This is a genomic window from Sphingobium sp. EM0848 (assembly GCF_013375555.1).
Lineage (GTDB): Bacteria > Pseudomonadota > Alphaproteobacteria > Sphingomonadales > Sphingomonadaceae > Sphingobium.
In genome coordinates, this window is the sequence record NZ_JABXWB010000005.1 from 921380 (window position 1) to 941206 (window position 19827).

18 protein-coding genes are annotated in these 19827 nt (G+C 60.6%); 10 read left to right on the top strand and 8 right to left on the bottom strand.

Translation table 11 applies throughout. The features are described 5' to 3' along the window. Positions 1 to 13 precede the first annotated feature (13 nt). The gene (locus HUK73_RS22340; protein ID WP_369805596.1) at positions 14 to 1570 is read right to left on the bottom strand and encodes an acyl-CoA synthetase; all 1557 of its coding nucleotides are present in this window, start codon (positions 1568 to 1570) and stop codon (positions 14 to 16) included. A 132-nt stretch (positions 1571 to 1702) separates the two neighbouring features. Between HUK73_RS22340 and HUK73_RS22345 the strand changes: the two genes are divergently transcribed. The 5 genes from HUK73_RS22345 (at position 1703) to HUK73_RS22365 (ending at position 6015) form a co-directional block, all read left to right on the top strand. Continuing rightward, positions 1703 to 2566: an IclR family transcriptional regulator gene (locus HUK73_RS22345; protein ID WP_176594003.1), complete on the top strand. Its 864-nt coding sequence runs from the start codon at positions 1703 to 1705 to the stop codon at positions 2564 to 2566. Between the two features lie 114 nt (positions 2567 to 2680). Next, positions 2681 to 3496, top strand: a complete 816-nt coding sequence (locus tag HUK73_RS22350) for a helix-turn-helix transcriptional regulator (protein ID WP_176594004.1) — start codon at positions 2681 to 2683, stop codon at positions 3494 to 3496. Between the two features lie 143 nt (positions 3497 to 3639). Beyond that, on the top strand, positions 3640 to 4197 hold the full coding sequence (locus tag HUK73_RS22355) for a hydrolase (protein ID WP_176594005.1): 558 nt from the start codon (positions 3640 to 3642) through the stop codon (positions 4195 to 4197). Between the two features lie 16 nt (positions 4198 to 4213). Then, positions 4214 to 4645, top strand: a complete 432-nt coding sequence (locus tag HUK73_RS22360) for a nuclear transport factor 2 family protein (RefSeq protein ID WP_176594006.1) — start codon at positions 4214 to 4216, stop codon at positions 4643 to 4645. A gap of 98 nt (positions 4646 to 4743) precedes the next feature. Beyond that, positions 4744 to 6015, top strand: coding sequence for a cytochrome P450 (locus HUK73_RS22365; RefSeq protein WP_176594007.1), 1272 nt, complete (start codon positions 4744 to 4746; stop codon positions 6013 to 6015). A gap of 29 nt (positions 6016 to 6044) precedes the next feature. Here the strand turns inward: HUK73_RS22365 and wrbA are convergent, their stop codons facing one another. Beyond that, complete coding sequence (gene wrbA, locus HUK73_RS22370; RefSeq protein WP_176594008.1) at positions 6045 to 6668, bottom strand: NAD(P)H:quinone oxidoreductase; 624 nt, start codon at positions 6666 to 6668, stop codon at positions 6045 to 6047. Between the two features lie 127 nt (positions 6669 to 6795). Further along, positions 6796 to 7215: a MarR family winged helix-turn-helix transcriptional regulator gene (locus HUK73_RS22375; protein WP_176594009.1), complete on the bottom strand. Its 420-nt coding sequence runs from the start codon at positions 7213 to 7215 to the stop codon at positions 6796 to 6798. 135 nt (positions 7216 to 7350) lie between these two features. Here HUK73_RS22375 and HUK73_RS22380 point away from each other — a divergent pair, with 135 nt between their 5' ends. Beyond that, a complete protein-coding gene (locus tag HUK73_RS22380) occupies positions 7351 to 8598 on the top strand; it encodes an acyl-CoA dehydrogenase family protein (protein ID WP_176594010.1) in 1248 nt (415 codons plus the stop codon). Between the two features lie 50 nt (positions 8599 to 8648). Here the strand turns inward: HUK73_RS22380 and HUK73_RS22385 are convergent, their stop codons facing one another. Together HUK73_RS22385 and HUK73_RS22390 are read right to left on the bottom strand one after the other, a co-directional pair. Then, entirely contained in the window at positions 8649 to 9122 is a 474-nt protein-coding gene (locus tag HUK73_RS22385; RefSeq protein ID WP_304413760.1) for a MaoC family dehydratase, read from the bottom strand. Positions 9123 to 9125: 3 nt separating this feature from the next. Continuing rightward, positions 9126 to 10415 carry an acyl-CoA dehydrogenase family protein gene (locus HUK73_RS22390; protein WP_176594011.1) on the bottom strand — a complete coding sequence of 430 codons (1290 nt, stop codon included), beginning with the start codon at positions 10413 to 10415 and terminating at the stop codon, positions 9126 to 9128. 462 nt (positions 10416 to 10877) lie between these two features. Between HUK73_RS22390 and HUK73_RS22395 the strand changes: the two genes are divergently transcribed. Together HUK73_RS22395 and HUK73_RS22400 are read left to right on the top strand one after the other, a co-directional pair. Then, positions 10878 to 12926, top strand: a complete 2049-nt coding sequence (locus HUK73_RS22395; protein ID WP_176594012.1) for a TonB-dependent receptor domain-containing protein — start codon at positions 10878 to 10880, stop codon at positions 12924 to 12926. Between the two features lie 31 nt (positions 12927 to 12957). Further along, on the top strand, positions 12958 to 14205 hold the full coding sequence (locus tag HUK73_RS22400; protein WP_176594013.1) for a cytochrome P450: 1248 nt from the start codon (positions 12958 to 12960) through the stop codon (positions 14203 to 14205). 59 nt (positions 14206 to 14264) lie between these two features. Here the strand turns inward: HUK73_RS22400 and HUK73_RS22405 are convergent, their stop codons facing one another. Next, on the bottom strand, positions 14265 to 15965 hold the full coding sequence (locus HUK73_RS22405; protein WP_176594014.1) for a sulfatase-like hydrolase/transferase: 1701 nt from the start codon (positions 15963 to 15965) through the stop codon (positions 14265 to 14267). Positions 15966 to 16113: 148 nt separating this feature from the next. Between HUK73_RS22405 and HUK73_RS22410 the strand changes: the two genes are divergently transcribed. Both HUK73_RS22410 and HUK73_RS22415 read left to right on the top strand, forming a co-directional pair. Next, entirely contained in the window at positions 16114 to 16704 is a 591-nt protein-coding gene (locus HUK73_RS22410; RefSeq protein WP_176594015.1) for a VOC family protein, read from the top strand. Positions 16705 to 16708: 4 nt separating this feature from the next. Continuing rightward, positions 16709 to 17863: an alpha/beta hydrolase gene (locus tag HUK73_RS22415; protein ID WP_176594016.1), complete on the top strand. Its 1155-nt coding sequence runs from the start codon at positions 16709 to 16711 to the stop codon at positions 17861 to 17863. Positions 17864 to 17957: 94 nt separating this feature from the next. Here HUK73_RS22415 and HUK73_RS22420 read toward each other — a convergent pair whose 3' ends face one another. Then, positions 17958 to 18479 (bottom strand): MarR family winged helix-turn-helix transcriptional regulator, encoded by a 522-nt coding sequence (locus HUK73_RS22420; RefSeq protein ID WP_255326615.1) that lies wholly within the window; start codon positions 18477 to 18479, stop codon positions 17958 to 17960. A gap of 95 nt (positions 18480 to 18574) precedes the next feature. After that, the gene (locus HUK73_RS22425; RefSeq protein ID WP_369805597.1) at positions 18575 to 19738 is read right to left on the bottom strand and encodes an acyl-CoA dehydrogenase family protein; all 1164 of its coding nucleotides are present in this window, start codon (positions 19736 to 19738) and stop codon (positions 18575 to 18577) included. Positions 19739 to 19827: the final 89 nt, after the last annotated feature.

A 19827-nucleotide genomic window follows, 5' to 3' on the forward strand; every position in this document is an offset into this window, starting at 1 on the left:
TTGAAAATGATGTTCAGACCTGGGCGAGGGCGCTCTCGCGATCGCGGAGGACTTTGCGATTAATCTTGCCGGCGGGCGTCTTTGGAAGTTCGTCGACAAATTCGATGATGCGCGGGAATTCATGCTGGCTCAGGCGTTCGCGCGTGAAGTCCTGAAGCTCCTTGGTAAAGGCCGGGTCGCCCGGCCGCTTTGCAACGACATACCCCTTGACCACCTGGCCGCGGGTTGCGTCGGGCACGCCGATCACTGCCGCTTCGGCGACATCGGGATGTTTGAGCATGGTGTTTTCGATCTCGACCGGGCTCATCGTCCAGCCAGCGGAGATGATGACGTCGTCGGCTCGGCCACAATGGTAGAAATAGCCATCCTCGTCGATACGGGCGAGATCCTTGGTCGTTTCCCAATTGTCGCGACGCCACAGCATCAGTTCGCCGACTTCGCCGGGCGCGGTTAGCGTTCCGTCCGGGCGCTGGACTTCCAGCTTCTGGCCGGGGATCGCCTTGCCGAGCGAGCCGGGCTTGACAAGGAAGTCCGACGCGCCGGGATAGTTGACCAGCACGACGCCGATTTCCGTGGTGCCGTACATGCTGCATGCCGGGACGTGGAAGGCCTTGTCGATGAACTCCAGCGTGGCAGGATCGATCGGCTCGCCGGTGAACGACAGCTTCCTGATCGAGAAGGCGTAATTTTCAGCCGTGCCGGTCTTGCCCATCATGCGATAATGGGTGGAGGCGGCCGACATGTTGGTGATCCTGAAATCCTGAAGCGCCTGCATCAGGCGGACGGGATCGAACTTGCCCGACATGGTGCCGGTGGTGACGCCCAATGCCAGCGGCGCCAGCGTGCCGTGCCACAGGCCATGGCCCCAGGCGGGGGAGGAGGGGCAGAAGAACTCGTCGCCCGGACGGATGCCGGTGCCGTAAAGCGCGGCAAGCATCAGCGTGACCAACGCCCGGTGCGTATGCTTGACGGCGGCGGGCAGGGCGCGCGTCGTTCCGGACGTGTATTGGAACACCGCCAGATCGTTGGCCTTGCTCTTCACTGCATAGCTTGTCGGATAGGTTTCAAGCAGCGTCAGAAAAGCGTCGTCCGCGACCACGACCTGAAGGCCGTCAATCTCGCGGGCGATGGCTTCCTTGGCGGCATTGACGACGAGCAGCTTGGGCTTGCAGTCGTCCACGCGCAGGCGCAGCCCGTCGAGGCCGAACAGCGTGAAAAGAGGAACGCCGATCGCTCCGCGCTTGATCGCGCCGAACATCGACACATAGAAGGGCAGCGACGGATCGAGCATGAAGGCCACGCGATCGCCCGGTCCGATGCCCTGGTCTTCCAGCCAATGGGCGAAGCGCGATGAGCCAGCCGCAATCTCGTCGAAGCTCAACAGGACATCGTCGCCCCCGGCATCTGCGATGCGCACGGCGGTCCGCCCTGTTCCGTCGGCATGACGGTCGATGCACTCATGGGCGATGTTGAGCTCTTCCCGGTTGCCGTCGAACAGATCCCATAAGGCTTCGGACGAAGCCTGAGCCTGCGCGTCGGCGTAGCTCGTGAGGTCGGTGAGTTTTGCCACTTCCAATGCTCCAGAAAGGTTCAGAGGGCCGCGATCGCCCGTTCGCTGATTCATAAATCGACGAATCAGATGTTGTAAATATAAAATAATGTTGTATATATCGAACAGTGAACGGCGAAGAGGTGGAGCGCGATGGCCGGAATAGTTGAAGATCGTGAGGAGTCGGCCAAATCGACGGGCGGCCTGGCAAGGGTCGTTGAGGCCAGCAAGGCCCCGGCCATAGCGCGGGCCGCGGCCGTCATGCGCCTGCTCGGCAAGGCCGATTCGGGCATGGGGGTTCATGCGATTGCGCGTGAACTCGAACTGGTGCCCAGTACCTGTCTGCATGTGCTAAGGGCGCTGGTGGCGGAGGAATTCGTTTCCTTCGATCCGGATACGAAACGATATTCGCTGGATGCGGGGGTTTTGACGCTTGCGCGCCACTGGCTGCGGAGGAACCGCTTTTCCCTGATCGCGCAGAGCCAGATCGATCGGATTGCCGAGGCGCATCAGGTCTCTGTTCTGGGCGCCAGCATTGTCAGCGCGGATCATATCGTCGTCGTAGCGATGTCTCCCCACATCCAGGGGCTTCAGATCAGCTCGCAGATCGGCAGCCGCTTTCCAGCGCTGATCAGCGCAACCGGCCGGTGCATCGCGGCCTTTGGCGGCCTGTCACCCGAAGACCTCAAGAGCCGTTTCGCAACCTTGCAATGGGGTAATCCGCCGACGTTCGAGGCGTGGCTGGATGAAGTCGAAGAAGTGCGGCGAACTGGTATCGGTGTGGATGAAGGTCAATATATTCCCGGTGTTACGGTCGTGGCTGCACCTGTGTGGAGCGATGGCGGGCGATTGGGACAGTCGCTGGTCGCGATCGGTTTGACGAGCCTGTTGCAGGGAGACGCGCTGGAGCGTCTGAAGGCCGCCATTCTGACGGGTGCTCAGGAAATCTCCCGGCATTTGAGCGGTGACTGGAAGGTTGGTACAACGTCATTGGAGAAGTCCGAAGGGCAGATATGACGGGAGAAGGTGAAGGTGGAATATTCCGGAGAAACGGACGCAAAGCATTTATTTCATGACGTTTTTCGACCGGCTTGAAGCTGGCGATCTCAAAATAGGAAGAGGACCTGAATCATGTTTGCCTGTGATGTGATGGAGTCTCCGGTCGATGCCGAAAAAAGCGTTCGTGAAGCGCTGGAACCTATTCTGGGCGATTTGCGTAACGCAACGGAACTGAGCGAAGCGGAGAAGGTGCTCGATGCCGTTGCGGCGGTGCTTGATCTGCCGCTGACATTCTGGGTTCTCGATACCTCCCATCCCTATCAGATACCGGAAATGGACCGCTATGCCCGGGCGCGCGGATGGCCGGATGAACTGCTGAGCCTCTGGTGGGATCGCCATGCCGCGCTCAAGATGCCAGTCTATATTCGTTGCCGGTTTACCGATCTCCCGTTCGTCGTATCCCTTCAGGAAAAACGTCGGCGGCAACCTTATCAGGATTCGCCCGAACAGCGGCAGGTGACCGCGCTCATTCGCGATATGGGGGTTTCCACCCTGCTGGTCGTGCCCATTCACCTTCCCAAGGGACGGGTTGCGATGATGGTTCTGGCCGGAGGAGCGAAGGATTCGTCCTTCAAGGCGCTGATTCAAAGCGTTGAGGGAGACCTTCTCGCCATCGGTCATCGGTTCATGCGGATTGCCGGCCAGTCGGTGGGCGGCGATGCTGACGATCAGGATGAGCGTTCCCATCTGACGCCCCGCGAATGGGACTGCGCGCGGACGCTGGCGCAGGGCTATCGCGAAGCGGAAATCGCCCAGTTGATGGGCATATCCAAGGTGACAGTCCGTTTCCATCTCGACAATGTCGTCCAGAAATTCGGTTGCAAGACGCGCGCGCAGGCCATGGCGCTGCTGGGCCAGCTTGGTTTGCTGGGGCCTGTCGGCGCTTAGGGAACAGGATGGCGGCGAAGGGGGGATCGGGAAAGGGGGCCGATCTTGCCTCCCCCTCCAAATTGGGAGGGAAGGCGATGGCTCATCATGCCTAGAAAGCTGGATCAGAACCACAACGCCCACATCTTCCGTTGGAGTGCATAGTGACCATTGTAGATCCGAAGACGACGGCCCTGGTGCTGATCGATATTCAGCAGGGCATTCTCCCCCTTCCGCTCACACCGCTGACATCCGAAGAACTCGCCAGCCAGGGCAAGAAACTGGCCGAGCAGTTTCGCGCCGCTGGCGCCCCGGTTGTTCTCGTCAATGTCAGCTGGTCTCCGGATTTCGGCGACGCGCTGATGCAGCCTGTCGATGCCCCCATGCAGTTCGAAGGAGGACTGCCCGCCAATTTCGATGCATTGGCCCCGGGGCTCGCCCAGGAAGGAGATATTTTCATCACCAAGCGTCAATGGGGCGCGTTCACCGGCACGGAACTGGACCTGCAACTGCGCCGGCGCGGCATCAAGACAGTCGTGATCGGCGGTGTTTCAACCAATATGGGCGTCGAATCGACGGCCCGTCATGCCTATGAACTGAATTATGCCGTCATCATCGCCAAACAGGCGACGACCGGCATGGATCAGGAATTGCACGACATGGCGATGAACAAGCTGTTCCCGCTGTTCACGCGCGTCGCTGATTCCATTTCCTTCGAATAAAGCCGGAAAGAAACCAATGGCCAGCAATAATCTCTCGATTATCGAGTCCTTCCTGAAGGAATTCGGGACCGGGTCGCTCGAAAAGGCGTTTTCCATGTTCACGGAAGATGCGCAATGGTCGATCGTGCAGGTCGTGCGAGGCGTCACAATGACGATGGATGAATTGCAGCCTCGACTTGCTGGAATGCGGGCAGCCCTTCAGGATAACTGCCTGCATTTGGCCATTATCGATGTCGTGGACGGCGGTGAGAAGCTGTCGATCGAAGTGGAGTCTCATGCGAAGACCTGCCTCGATCAAATCTATAATAATCGTTACTGTCTGGTCTTCGAAATGTCGGGCGGAAAAATCGCCAATGTCAGGGAATATAATGATTCGCTGCATGTTGTGGACATTCTGGCGCCTGCGGTCGCGTACCATATGAGTCAGGCCAGCCGACCGACTTCATAAGCGCTCATAGCCTCTCATTAGTGACGGTGCGCGTTCAAGGGCAGAAGCTAATCCTACCATCGCGAATGATAATATTGGCGATGGAGAAGGAGATCGACATGAAGGATGCAACGGTTGCCGAGAGGCCTCGCCTGCCTGGCTTCAGTGTTGCTGACGATGGATTCCTGCGCGATCCATTCCTTTTATCCAAACGCGCCCATGAAGAGGCGCCGATCTTCTTCGATGATCAGACCAATTCCTGGATGATCACCAAATATCAGGACGTGGCAGCAGTCCTTTCCGATTACCAGACATTCTCTTCCCGCGCAGTCGGCCGCATTCCCGTGCCCGCAAAGCTGGCATCGCGTGCCGCCGATTTCGTCAAGGACGAAATCATCTTCGCCATCGATCCGCCCGAACACACGCTGGCCCGTGCCACGATCCAGAACGGCTTTGCCCGGAAGATCATCGATTCCATGGCAGGCTATGCCGCGATCGCTGCCGATGAGATCATCGATTCTGTGATCGACAGCGGTGAAGGCAATATGATCGAGATCTGCTATGCCTTTTCCATGCGCGTCATCACCCAGATGCTCAATCTGCCCAAGGAATATTCGGCGGACTATCGGCGCTGGGCCGAAGCTCTGTTTGCGCTGCTCGTGCCCAAAAAGCTCGACAGTGATGAAGTCATCACGACGCATCTCTCCGCACAGCAGATCGAGGCCCGCTGGACCGATCTTGCCGACGCGGGTGCCTTCCTGCGCGAGACGGTGCTGGAGCGGCAGAAGAATCCGGGCGGCGACCTTATCAGCGCGATGATCATGGCGCGGGATGCCAATGGCAACGCCATTGATCCCGGCGCAGTGGTCCGTCACTCCCTTTCGCTGATTACGGCGGGTTTCGATACGACCGCGACGCTTCTTGCCCATCTGATCCTGCACTTCACCCGGAACCCGGATCAGCTTGCTCTCCTGAAGGCAGATCCGTCACTGGCAAATAATGCGGTGGAGGAAGGTTTGCGGCGACAGGGGTCGACCCTTACCCTGTTTCGCATTGCGACGAAGGACGTTACGTTGCACGATCACCTGATCCCGCGCGGATCGCTTGTTTGTGCCTTGATTCCGGCAGCAAATCTGGACGCGGACATGTTCTCGGACCCGGCCCGGTTCGACATCAGGCGGATCAATGCCAATCGTCATCTGGGCCTGGGGCGCGGGCGTCATGCGTGTGCGGGCCAGCCGCTGGTGCGTGTCGAGGCGCCCATCGGTCTGCGCAAATTATATGAGCGCATGCCTGATCTGCGGATCGACCTCGACAAGCCGATCGAATATATGCCGGCTTTCGGTGCCTTGACGGTGACGTCCATGCCTGCCGTCTGGTCGCCACGATGATGGGACCTGCAAGAGCCGGTCATCGATACTCAGTCCATGGGACGCAATCCGGCGCCTTTCAGTGCAGCCGCGACGGTGGTGACATGTCGACCCTGAAAGCGGGCGGCGGCGCATTCGGCTTGGGAGGGCAGGGCGCCCGGGCGGTTATGCGAGACGGCGGAGGCACCATAGGGCGTTCCCGCCTGAAACATCGCGGCATCGGCAAAGCCCGGCGGGACGATGATCATGCCGAAATGCGCCATCGGCACGAACAGGGTCAGGCTGGTGACTTCATTGCCGCCATGGGTGCTGCCTGAACTGGCAAAGGCCGATCCGACCTTGTTGACGAGCTGCCCCTTGGCCCACAATGTGCCCAGGCTGTCCAGATAAGCCTTCACTTCCGAGCAGACGAGGCCGAAGCGGGATGGTGTTCCGAACAGGATCGCATCGGCCCAGAGTGCGTCGTCCGTCGTCGGCGCGGGATAGAGCGCATTCATGCGCTCCGCATTGTCGGCCCAGCCGGGCACCATCGCCATCACATCGGGGCCCACCGCTTCACGAGCGCGCCGGAGGCGTATTTCGCCGCCGGCGGCGGCTGCGCCTTCCGCCACGGCCTGCGCCAGTGCCTCGGTCATGCCGTCGCGGGAATGGAAGACGATCAGGATATTGGGCATTTCACATCTCTCCGAAGGGCGGTGTCGTGCAAACGACGATCCTGCGGAGGGCTGTAGCGGCAGTGGAAATATATGTAAAATTATTTGACGAAAAATATGTTTGGGAAATTCATGCGTCAATCCATTTTCAAACGTTTCGCCAATCGATACCCATAGCCGCGCGCACCGCTTTCATACGCGCTTTGCCGATATGACGTTCCAGCCGTTCCTCCAGTGCGAGAAGGATCACCCCCGCATCCTCGCGCAGCGGCGCTGCGGAAGGCGAGAATGTCACGATGCGCGCGCGGCGGTCGCCGGGATCATCCGCCACGCAGACAAGATCCTTCGCCACCATCTCGGCCAGCATCTGGCTCATCGCCTGTCGTGAGACGCCGAGATTTTCCGCGATGCGGGCGGACCGGCTTTCGCCGTTGGCGAGATTGGCGAGCACCAGCGACTGGGCGCGCGTGACATCGTGCCAGCCCTTCGATCGCAGCCCTTGCTGAAGAGCCTCATCGAACCAGTAAATGGCCTTCACCAGGTCCAGCATTAGCAGGTTAGTTGACATTATTCCTGTGTGCGGAATTGCGCGGGATTTTGCAACCACGCGATTCATCTGGCGTCGATAAATGTAAATATACTTGACAAAAATGGCGGATCAGAAAAAATGAAATCCAAAGCAAGACATGCAGGAGAGCCCACCATGAATGATTCGACCACCGCACCCAAACTGGCGGATCGCCGTATCCCGCCGGGGGATGACTTCCTCTCTGCCGAAGCGTTGGCGCAGCTGACGCCCGAACGGCTGATCGAGCGGACGCGCGCGCTCAAGCCTCTGCTCGCCGAATATGCGCGGGAGGCCGAACGGCTGCGGCGTCCGGTCGATGCCGTGTGGGCGGCCATCCGCGAATCCGGCTATTTCTACCTGATGGTGCCCAAGCGGTTCGGCGGATTGGAACTCACCGCCGACCAATATATCGACGCGACCCTGCCGCTGGCCGAAGGCTGCGCCTCGACCGGGTGGGTGGCAAGTTTCTGTGCCCAGCATAACTGGCTGCTTGCGCAATTCCCCGAAGAAACACAGGCGGAAATCTGGGGCGGCCATCCCTATATCGTCGCGCCCAGTGTCGCCGCGCCGCCGGGCAAGGCGGAACCGGTCGAGGGCGGCTATCGGCTGACCGGACACTGGAAATGGGGCACCGGCATCATGCATGCCGACTGGGTGATGGTGAACGCCTTCGTGCCCGGTGAAGACGGTCCGGTGATGCACATGTTCATCCTGCCTGCGAGTGAGGCGACGGTGATCGATACCTGGCATGTCGACGGGATGATCGGCACGGGTAGCAATGATATATTGCTGTCCGACCTGTTCGTGCCGGGCCACCGCGCCTTTGCCGTCGGTCCAGCCCGGTCGGGGCGCGGCCATGCAGCGCGGTTGCATGACAATCCGCTCTTTGCTTCGCCCATGTTGCCGAGCCTGGCCGTGACGGCAGCGATCCCGGCGCTCGGAGCGGCCCGCTCGGCAGTCGAGCAGACGAAGGAGCGGCTGGCGGGCCATGTGAAGATGGGCAGCGAAGGGACGCAGGCCGAAAAGCCGGCGGCGCAGATGCGCCTTGCCCGTGCGGACATGCTGGTGCGCTCGGCGGAGCTGGCGATCCGCGATGCGGCGCGGCGCAATGTCGGCCTGGGTGCCATCGACGAGCCCGAGCAGACGCAAGCGCGCATCCAGTTGCGCGGGCAGATCGCCTTTGCCGTGGGTCAATGTCGCGAGGCGATCCAGACATTGTGCGAAAGCTCCGGGTCGAGCGTACACAGTCTCGACAATCCTCTGCAACGCGCATTGCGTGACGTGCAGGTGATGGCGAGCCATGTCGTCTATGATCTGGACGTTGCGACTGAATTGCACGGCCGGGCGCTGGTGGGGCTGGCGCCCAACTCTACGCTGACCTGACGAGGGAGTGAGGGCGATGTAAGGCCCGGCTGGCGGCCTGAGCGTAATGCTCAGGCCGGGACGGCGGGGAGATAAAGCATCACCGTTTCCGCGACGCAGGCAGGCCGGGTCTCGCCCTCGATCTCGACCGTCATCTCGCAGCTTACCATGCGGCCCGCGCCCCGTGGTTCGACCGTCAGGATGCGCAGCCGCGACCGGATGCGCTGGCCGGTCTTGACCGGCTGGGTGAAACGGACACGGTTGAGGCCGTAATTCAGGATATGGGCGACGCCATCGACGCGCAGCAGATCCTCCATCATCGCAGGCAGCAGCGACAGGGTCAGGAACCCATGGGCGATGGTGCCACCCAGTTCCTCCCCGGCGCGCGCGGTGTCGACATGAATCCATTGATGGTCATCGGTCGCGTCCGCAAAGAGGTCGACCCGTGCCTGTGTGACTTCGCGCCAGTCGGATGGTCCGAATGTGCGGCCTTCATGGTTGTCCAGCGCGCCGAAGGCGATGGCGTCGATCTGCATGACTTCCATGCCTCAGTGCCCTCCGATACCGCGATTGGGGCCGGCATAGCCGAACATCCATGCCCCGACTTTGCGCATCTGTATTTCCTCCGCGCCCTCGGTGATCCGATAGCGGCGATGGTGGCGATAGATATGTTCGAACGGCTTGTGCCGCGAATAGCCGATCGCGCCATGCACCTGCATGGCCCGGTCCGCCGCTTCGCAGACCAGCCGGTTCGCCCAGAAATTGCACATCGACACCTTGTCTGACAGCCGTTCCGCGACCTCCGGCTTGGACATGCGGTCCATGTCCCAGGCGGTCTTGCGGATCATCAGCCGCAGCATCTCGATCTGCGTCGACAGCTCGACCAGCGGGAACTGGATTGCCTGATTGGCGGCCAGCGGCTTGCCGAAGGGTTTGCGGGCGCGGGCATAGGCAATGCTCTGCTCGACGCAATAGGCCGCCGCGCCCAGGGAGGAAGCCGCCTGGCGGATACGGTTTTCATGGACGAAATGCTGTGCCAGCGCGAGGCCCTCATCGGGCGTGCCGAACATCGCCGTATCGGGCACCCAGACATTGTCGAACCGCACGCGCGGATGATCGGTCGGCATGTTGAAGGTCCAGAGATATTCCGCAATCTCGACCCCTGGCGCATCGGCGGGCACGATCAGGCAACTGATCCCGCGCGCGTCGCCCGCCTTGCCGGATGTGCGGGCGAACACCATGCAGTGCGTCGCCACATGCATGCCCGTGGTCCACATCTTCTCGCCATCGATGCGCCAGCCGGTGATCCCGTCGCGGGTTTCGCGGACGGCGGTGGTTTCCATATGCGTCGCGTCGGAGCCATGATCGGGCTCGGTCAGGCCGAAGGGAAGGGCGCGATGCCCCTCGACCAGTCCGGGGATGAATTCGGCCTGCTGGTTGGGTGTGCCGAAGTCGCGGAACATCAGTACCTGCGGGAAATTGCCGACGATCGAATGCTCGTTCTGAAGATCGTTGTGCAGGCCCAGCCCCTTGGCGGCGAGATGCTCGCGGATGACCGCCATGGCGAGGTTGCTGCCGTTCCTGCCGCCAAATTCGGTGGGCAGCGCGAACCGTAAATGGCCGGCGGCATCGGCCCGGCGCTTGGCCTCGTTCAGCAGCGCTTCCCATTCATGGCGCGGCAGGCCGTCACGGTCCCAGTCGGTGCGGGCATGTTCGCGACGATGGTCGAAGAAGCGCTCATTGTCGTCCGCTGCCTGTAGAGGGGCGATTTCGGCGGCGATGAAGGCATCCAACTCGGACAGATAGGCGGTAAGTTCGCTGGGCAGGTCGAAGTCCATAAATCTCTCCCGGAATTGGCGTGACTCACCGTCTCCGCCGCTTTGGTCATCCCGTCGCGCTGTGGTGGAAAAATGTCAATAGATTTGATGAAATAGACCGATGATTCGTGCCGATGCAAGCGGAGTGGTTGCCTGCCAAAATTTTGCCGGAGATCTGCTGCTAACATTCGCGCTATATAGAAGTAAGCATATGAAAAATATGAAATTATATACAAAAAAATTGACGGTTATATCGGCACTTGCGTGCGGCATAAATGTCAATTACATTGACTGTTATTAAATCGATAAATCGGCAAATAACTGATGATTGAGGAGGGGTCCGTGAAGGCTAAGAGCAGGATAGTTGTGCCTGGAAAAATCAGGCTATTTCTGGCGAGTGCGTCGATGGCGGCCATGCTCGCACCAGCCCATGCGCAGGAAACGCGGCCGGCAGATTCCGGGCCCGCTGAACAGGAAATCATCGTGACCGCGCAGAAGCGGGCGCAGAATCTTCAGGATGTGCCGATCTCCATGGCAGTGATCGGTGGAGAAGCGCTGACCCGTAACGGGGTGAAGGATTTCACCGAGCTGAAGCAATATGTACCCAATTTCTACGCGCAGCCTTCGCCGGGCAATAACGCCTTCTTCATTCGCGGCATCGGCTCGCCGCCCGGCAATCTTGCCGTGGAGCAGACCGTTGGCCTTTTCGTCGACGGCATTTATGGCGGCCATGCGCGGCAGTTCCAGGCGCCCTTCCTTGATATCGAGCGGATCGAGGTGCTGCGCGGACCGCAGGGCGCGCTGGTCGGCAAGAATACCAGCGCGGGCGCGATCAGCGTCATTTCCGCCAAGCCGACGCGTGAGTTCATGGCGCGGATCGATGGCTCGGCTGAGTTCGAACTGGGTGGCGGCAGCGTACAGGGCGTCGTCTCCGGCCCGCTCAGCAACACGCTCGCCGCGCGCGTCGCCGTGCGCTACGAAAAGAGCGACGGCTATACCCATAACAGCCAGTTGGGCGGCAATGAACCCAAGCGCAAATCCTTCTATGCACGCGGCACCCTGCTCTATGACGCCGGACAGGGGCTGGAGATCATCGCCAAGCTGGAAGGCGGCCACGTCGATATTACCGGGACAGCGGTGGAACGGATCGAAACCGCCGCCGATCCCGATCGCCAGCGCGCCACCAGCGGCTTTCCCGGCTTTGTCGACAGGGATTTCGACAATAGCGACAGCATGAACGGGTCGGTGACCGCCAATATCGATATTGGCGACCATGTGCTGACCAGCATCACGGGATATTCGCATTACAAGTTCGACAAGCGGCTGGATTCTGATTTCGGTCCCGCGCCGCAGCTCGCGACCGGATTTGGTGAAAAATATAATCAGTTCTCGCAGGAAGTACGGCTCGCCTCTCCTACCGATCATCCACTTGAATATGTGGTCGGCGGCTATTTTCAGACCAGCGATTATCGCCTGATCGGCGACACGCGTATTCATGTCGGTCCCTATAATGGCGGTAGCTATCGCCGCTTCGATCAGGATAACGTCGTCTGGTCCGGCTTTGGCCAGCTCATCTATAAATTTTCAAACCGGTTCCGCCTGATCGGCAGCCTGCGTTACACCTATGACCGCAAAACGGCAGATCAGGAACGCGCCAACACCGGCACCGTGCTGCCGTCTTGGATCGCCACGCCCCTATCCGGGCGGCGCGTGGAAAGGGAATGGGACCCATCGGTCAGTGTGCAGTGGGAACCGAACAAAGCGGCGATGATCTATCTCTCCTATGGGCAGGGATCGAAGTCGGGCGGTTTTGTCGGTGCACAGTCGACCACTACGGCACCGCAGTTCCAGATCGAGCCGGAAAGTTCCGAAACCTATGAAATCGGCGCGAAGCTCGCATTGTTCAACCGAAAGGCCTTTTTCAACATTGCGCTGTTCCATACCGAGTTCAAGGATCTGCAAGTGTCCAGCTATGACGCGGTGTCCAGCAGCTTCATCACGGCCAATGCCGGGCGGGCGACGAGCAAGGGTGTAGAGGCCGATCTCAGCTTGCCCGTAGTCGATACGGTCAAGGTGACGGCGTCTGGTGCCTATCTGGATGCCAAATATGATGATTTCCCCGGTGCGCCCTGCTTCTACGACAATCCGACCTGCAACCCGCTGAACAATAATGCGGCGGGCAAGCCGGTGCCGCTCAGTTCCAAATGGAGCGGCGCGGTAAACGTCGATCTCGACCAGCCGGTGACGGACAGGCTGCACCTGCTCGGCAATGTCGGTGTGAGCTTCCGCAGCAAGACCTATCTTGAAACCTCCTATAATCCGGCGGCGGCGCAGAATGGTTTTGCGAAGCTTGACGCGCGGATCGGTATCCGCAACGCGGATCGACGCTGGGAACTGGCGTTGGTTGGCAAGAATCTGACCAACAAGACGACATCGTCCTTCGCCTTCGCCGTGCCCTTCTCGGCGTCGATGATCGGCAAGTTCGTCGATCCGCCGCGCACGATTGCGGCGCAATTCACGCTGAATTACTGAGCTTGAGGCGTAGCACTCGAAGGGAAGGATCATGACCCTGGCCGAAGCCGACACCACCCCTGCAACCGGCGATTTCAACCTTCTGGATACGGCGTGCTTCGCGGCGGGGCATCCGCATGAGGCCTATGACCGCTTGCGGCGCGAGCAGCCTGTCCTATTCCATCCCGGCTCGGCCAGGCAGCCGCCTTTCTGGGTGCTGACCCGCTATGAGGATATTCGCGCGGTGTCGCTCGACAGCGTGAATTTCACGTCGAGCCGGGGTTTTCGTATTTCGACCGACAATCGCATGGCGATGGCGCCCGAAATCGGTCAGGCGCTCGCCCGCTTCATGCTGGCGATGGACCAGCCCGAGCATGACGCCTATCGGGCGCTGGTCAGCCCGGCTTTCATGCCCTCTGGCCTCAAGACGGTGGAGGTGCGTGTCCGCGCGTCCGTCGCCGCGCTGATGGATAGGCTGGAGGGCGCGGACAGTGCGGAGTTCGTGACAGAGATCGGCGCCATCGTACCGATCAAGACGATCTGCGCGCTGATGGGCATCCCGGCGGAGGATGAATGGCGGATCTTCGATTTCACCAATGCCGTCTTCGGCACGGACGATCCTGATTATGCTCCCACCATGGAGGAAGCGAACCGCCGCTATCTCGATATCTTCGACTATGGCTGGCAATTGCTGGAGGCACGGCGGCGCGACCCGCAGGACGACCTTATCAGCCGCATTGCCAATGGCCGGATCGATGGCGAGCCGCTGGGCGAGATTGAGCAGAAGAGCTTCTTCTCCAACATGCTGGCGGCGGGCAATGAAACCACGCGCAGTTCGCTGTCCGGCGCGATCTGGGCACTGTCGCTCTTTCGCGATGAGCGCCGTCGCCTGATCGCTGACCCCGCCCTCATTCCTGGCGCAGTCAACGAGATTTTGCGCTGGTTCAGTCCGGTTTTCCAGATGGCGCGCACCGCCCGCCAAGATGTGGAGATTGGCGGAACACCGGTGCGCGCGGGTGAGCGGGTGGCGATGCTCTATGGTGCGGGCAATCATGACCCGGCGATCTTCGATGACCCGCACCGGCTCGATGTCACGCGGGCCAATGCCTCACGCCATCTGACCTTTGGCTATGGATTCCATCATTGCCTTGGCTCGCGGTTGGCGATCCTGCAATTGCGGCTGATCCTGGAGGCGTTTCTCGCCCGCTATCCCGATTATGAGCTGCTCTACAGCCCGCGCTATATCGCGTCCAATTTCGTCGGAGCGATGAAGGAATTGCCGATATCGCTCCACGGTTGAGCGTGCCGATCACCCAGCCTCGGGCTTCGACCGGCATGGTCGATCGAAGCCCGTTTTTTTCAGGCAGGGATCGTGTAGGCGCCCCGATATTCCGCCCCCTTGTCCTCACCGATTTCCGTCTCGATCAGCGCGTTGGTCATGGCGTTGAGGCGCAGGATCGTGTCCCGATGCGCTTGTGGAGCCGTTGCCAGATTGACCAGCTCGTCGGGGTCCTTCGCCAGATCGTACAGTTCCAGATCGTTGCGGGCCGTCAGCGTCGCCCAGTCGCGGGGCAGATGATGATCGGCCGGCGCGAAATATCGGGCGAATTTGTACCGGCCATCGAATACCCCGCGATGCAGTCGTCGCAGCGAGAAGTCCGGCTTGGGCAGCGGCTTTGACTTTTCCGTTCCCACCGGCACATCGGGCGCGTTCCAGCCATAGCCGACGGCATAGTTGAACAGGATGCCGCGCTTGTCCCGCTCCGTCCGCCGGGTGCTACCGTGCAGCACCGGGCTGAGATCGACGCCCTTCAGGGCGCTCCACTGGCCTTTGATCCGGTCTGCCGGGACGCCCGCCATGGACAGAATCGTCGGCGCGAGATCGACGGTGCTGGCCAGATTGGCCACGGTGCGCCCGCCCGCCACATCAGGATGGGTGATGTAGAGCGGAACGCGCAGATCCTCGTCATAAACGGTGCTGCCCTTCTGTCGCATCCCGTGCGCGCCCGCCCGCTCGCCATGGTCGGAAGTGTAGATGATGATCGTACTGTCCGCCTGGCCCGAGCGTTCCAGCGCATCGAGCAGCAGGACCAGTTGTCGGTCCATGTCGATCACGCAGTTGAAATAATAATTTTGAAAACGCTCCCATGCGGCCACGTCGCTACGGGGCAGTTCGCCGTAGAGAAATACCATGGATGCCAGTTCGGCACGATGCGCCATTGGTTTGGTCGACAGGTCGTCGGCATGGAAACTGCATGGTAATGGTTGTTTCCAGTCCTTGCGATAGATCGGATGGCCCGGTTCGCCCATCAGTGGCGACACGAAATTGGGCGCAACCCGCGTCTTTTCCTGCCGGCCTGTGGCGTCGAACCACATAATGTCATGCGGGTTGACGAAATTGACCGCCAGAAACCATGGCTTCGCATCGGCGCCCACCTTTGCCTGATCATAGAGGAAGGCGGCGGCATCGGCGGCGGTTGCTTCGTCGCGCTGAAATCCCTCCCAGGTCAGACCGGTCTTGTCGCCGTCGAAATTGAAATGGGAAAAGCCGTATTTTTCCAGATAGTCGGCGTCATTGGGATAGTCATGCACCCGCGCATCATAACGGCGATCCTCATTGGTCAGGTGCCATTTGCCCTTATAGGCGGTGAGATAACCCGCCTGTCGCAGCATATGGCCGATGGTCGGTATTTCCGGCGTCAGTTCGGGATAGGGCGCGCTATTGGGGTTGAGATAGACGCCGGTATGCTGCGTATGCTGCCCGGTGTAGATGGTCGATCGCGACGGCCCGCAAGGGGCGGTATGCACGAAATGATTGTCGAATATGGTGGCTCGCGCCTTCAGCCGGTCATGCCCCGGTAGGGGCAAGGCAGCGGGGAGCCGGGCGCGTTCCTGATCGGTCAGGATGAACAGGATGTTGAGCGGGCGCGTCGCGCGGGACAGCGTCTGCGCCGATACCGGGGCGCCGCGCGCCGTCACCGCGGCCAGGGCACCGGTCGCGAACAGGTTGAGAAACTCCTTGCGCGACCATCCGTCCGCCGCATCGCCATCCTTTGCCATCAGGCGCATCCTCCATCATCTTTTCGGTCCCGATCTTGCCCCGGAATGATGCCCTCTGCAATGGGTATGATGTAAAATCATTTGACAAAAATATCCAGAAAGGATGCAATAGGGACCATTGGAAGAAACCATCCATTGGGAGAGAATCATGGCAGTCCCTGTTCCTGCGGCCGTCCCGCTCGGGAAAATGCATCATGTGGCCTTTCGTTGCCGGGATGCCGAACAAACGCGCTGGTTTTATACAGATGTGCTGGGCCTGAAGCCGGCCGCCGGGGTGATATTGGACACGGTTCCGGGGCTGGGTGACGACACGCCCTATATGCATATCTTCTTCGAACTGGGCGACGGATCATTTGTCGCATTTTTTGACGCTCCGGAAACGGCCGACCCGACCTGGTTCGAGCGCAAGGACAGTTTCGACATGCACATCGCGCTGGAAGCGAAGGATGAAGCGGACATGCTGGCAATGCAGCAGCGCATCCGTAACTTCGGGATCAAATGCGCAGGGCCGATCGACCATGGCTTCGTCCGCTCGGTCTATATGTACGACCCCAATGGTATTCAGGTCGAGATCACCGTGCGCACGCCCGATCATGACGCCGTGATGGCGGAGGAAGCGGCGGTGCTGCCACAGCATCTGGCGGAGTGGTCGGATCGCACCGGCGCAACCAAGATGGCCCGTTTCGGGGCGGAGGCGATGGCTCTGCGCGGTTCCGCGCCGCGCAAGGGGGAGGATTGAACCCATGCAGAAATATGAGCGTATCCCTTATCTCGTCATCTTCGACGAGCGTTCGGCCTTCAAGGACACATATAGCGGACAGGTCGGCAAGGTGGTACTGGAAGCGCATCTGCTGAAACCCGAAACGCCGTCCGACACGGTCGTCATCATGATGCACCCCATCGGCGGCGGCGCCTGGCTGCCGCTGCCCGGCACGCTGGCAAAGCTCGGCCAGCATGTGATCTATTGCAACAGCCGCTATCGCGGGATCGACAATGCCCTGATCATGGAGAAGGTCGCGCTGGACCTTGGCGCCTGCATCCGCGATGCGAAGGAGCGGCTGGGTTACAAGAAGGTGATTTTGGGCGGCTGGAGCGGCGGCGGCGCGCTCTCGCTCTTCTATCAGGCGGAGGCGCAGCAGCCGACGGTCAGGACGACTCCGGCGGGCGATCCGATCGACCTGACCGCGGCTGGGCTGATCCCTGCCGATGGGGTGATGCTGTTGGCGGCGCACCTCTCGCGCAATCTGACGCTGACGGAATGGATCGATCCGTCGATCACCGATGAAAGCAGGCCTTTCGATCGCGATCCCCAGTGGAATATCTACGACCCCGCCAATCCGGCCCGGCCGCCCTATGATCCGGCCTATATCGCCGCCTATCGGGCTGCGCAGATTGCCCGCAACCGGCGGATCACCGCCTGGGTCAAGGAGATGCTGGCTGATCTGCGCAGCCAGGGCCGCGACAATGAGGAACGCGGCTTCGTGGTGCAGGGCACCATGGCCGATCCGCGCTTTCTGGACGCGACGCTGGAGCCGAGCGACCGGCCGGACAATTGGTGCTTCTTAGGGAATCCGCGCATCGTCAATGACGGGCCGGTCGGGCTGGCGCGCTTCTCGACGCTGAGGAGTTGGATGTCGCAATGGGCCTATGACGAATCCAATGCGGATGGTCTGCGCTGCGCGGCGCGGCTGACGGTGCCGCTGCTGGTGATCGAGAATAGCGCCGACGACGCCTGCACCCCCAGCCATGCGGCGCGCCTGATGGCGGCGGCGGTCAATGCGCCGCAGACGCATCATGTAATCAAGGGCGCCAACCATTATTATTTCGGTCAGCCCGAAATGGCGGGGCAAGCTGCGGAGATCACGAAGAACTGGATCGGGTCCCATTTCGGGAGCTGATCGGGGATGGCGCCGTCACTGCACGGCGCCATATTTCTTTGTTGTCGCATCGTTTTAACGCAAAACCGGCCTACCACTTTTGCGCGCGCTGCTTTTACCCCTGATTGCGCCGTGCCCGCGTCGAGCCGAGCGGCGCAATGCGCGTCGTGCGGGGCATCAGCGGCTCCGCCTTGCCCTCCCGCATGCGGCAGATGATCGGATCGCCCCAATCCTCGTCGAAGGCAGTCTGCAGGGCGCGCACATGCTTGGCGCCGATGCGCTTTGAAAGCATATCGGTCAGCGCCATCACGATTTTCTGCGCGTCCTGTCGCATCGCATTGCCCATGTCGGTCAGCTGAACCATCTTCACGCGCTTGTCTTCGGGATCGTCGACCAGTTCGAACACCCCGCGTTCGACCAGCCCGGCGATCGTCGAATGCACCGCCTGCCGCGTCAGGCGCAGGCTGCGCGCAATGTCGGACGGCCGGTTGATGTTGAGCTGGACATGCATCATCACCATCGATTCAGGCCGTGTCAGCTGAGGCCAGCCACATTCGCGCAGGCTGAGCTGCAAACTCTCGTCGAACCATTCGAAGCTCTGAAGAAGTGGCACGATAAGATAGGCCACGGCATCCATAGACAATATATCTCCTTGCTCGACGAGCGATCCCCTGATTTCGTCCATAGCTATACCAGCAAGTCCACTTATGCCATGGCTTGTTGCATCGGCCGCTACAGCGACCGGGCAATGAGCAGCTTCATGATTTCCGACGTGCCGCCATGGATCGTGTCGATCCGGGCGTCGCGGTAAAGCTGGGAGATCGGATATTCGTTCATATAGCCATAGCCGCCAAACAGCTGGAGGCAGCGGCTGACCGTATCCAGTTCCGTTTCCGTGATCCAGAGCTTGGCCATCGATGCAGTCGTGGCGTCCAGCGTACCGGCCAGCAGCTTGCCGACGCAGCTGTCAATGAAGCTGCGCGCGATCACCGCCTTGGTCTTGGCTTCCGCCAGCACGAATTGCGTGTTCTGGAAATCCATCAGCGCCTTGCCAAAGGCGGTGCGATCCCGCGCATAATCGACCGCGAGCGCAATGGCCCGTTCCATGATCGCCAGCCCCATGGCGGCGATGCCCAGCCGTTCCTGCGGCAGCATCGTCATCAATTGGCCAAAGCCCTTGCCCTCGACCCCGCCCAGCAGGTTTTGGGCAGGCACGCGTACATCCTCGAAGAAGAGTTCCGATGTGTCCTGCGCCTCGCGCCCCATCTTGTCGAGATTGCGGCCGCGCCGGAAGCCCGCACGGTCGCCTTCCACTGCGATCAGTGAAATGCCGCGTGATCCCGCCTCCTTGTCGGTCTTGCAGACGACGAGAACCAGATCGGCGGTCTGGCCGTTGGAGATGAACGTCTTCTGCCCGTTGATCACATAGTCGTTGCCGTCGCGCCGTGCATGGGTGCGGATGCCTTGCAGGTCCGACCCCGTCCCCGGTTCCGTCATCGCGATCGCCAGGATCGTCTCGCCGCTGGCCACGCGGGGCAGCCATACCGCCTTTTGCGCGTCCGTTCCGAAGGCGATGATGTAGGGCGCGACGATCATATTGTGCAGCGGCACGCCCCAGCCCTCCAGCCCGCGTTTGCCGAATTCCTCGATGATGATGCGTTCATGGCGGAAATCGCCGCCCAGACCGCCATATTCCGCCGGTACGGACGCGCCGAGCATCCCGAACCCTCCGGCCTCGGTCCAGACCGACCGTTCGACCACCTTGTCCCGGCGCCATTTTTCATTGCGTTCGGGCGAAGCATGTTCGTCAAGAAATCTGGCGATACTGTCGCGATAGAGGGTCAGATCCTCATCGGTAAAGTGCAACGCACTGGCGTGGAGCGATGATTCGGTCACGGAAAGGCATCCTCTCATTTCGGGAAATTTGTTGTCGCCAGCATATCGTCAAATAATTTGACATCAAGGCTTCTCTGTCGCATGTCATG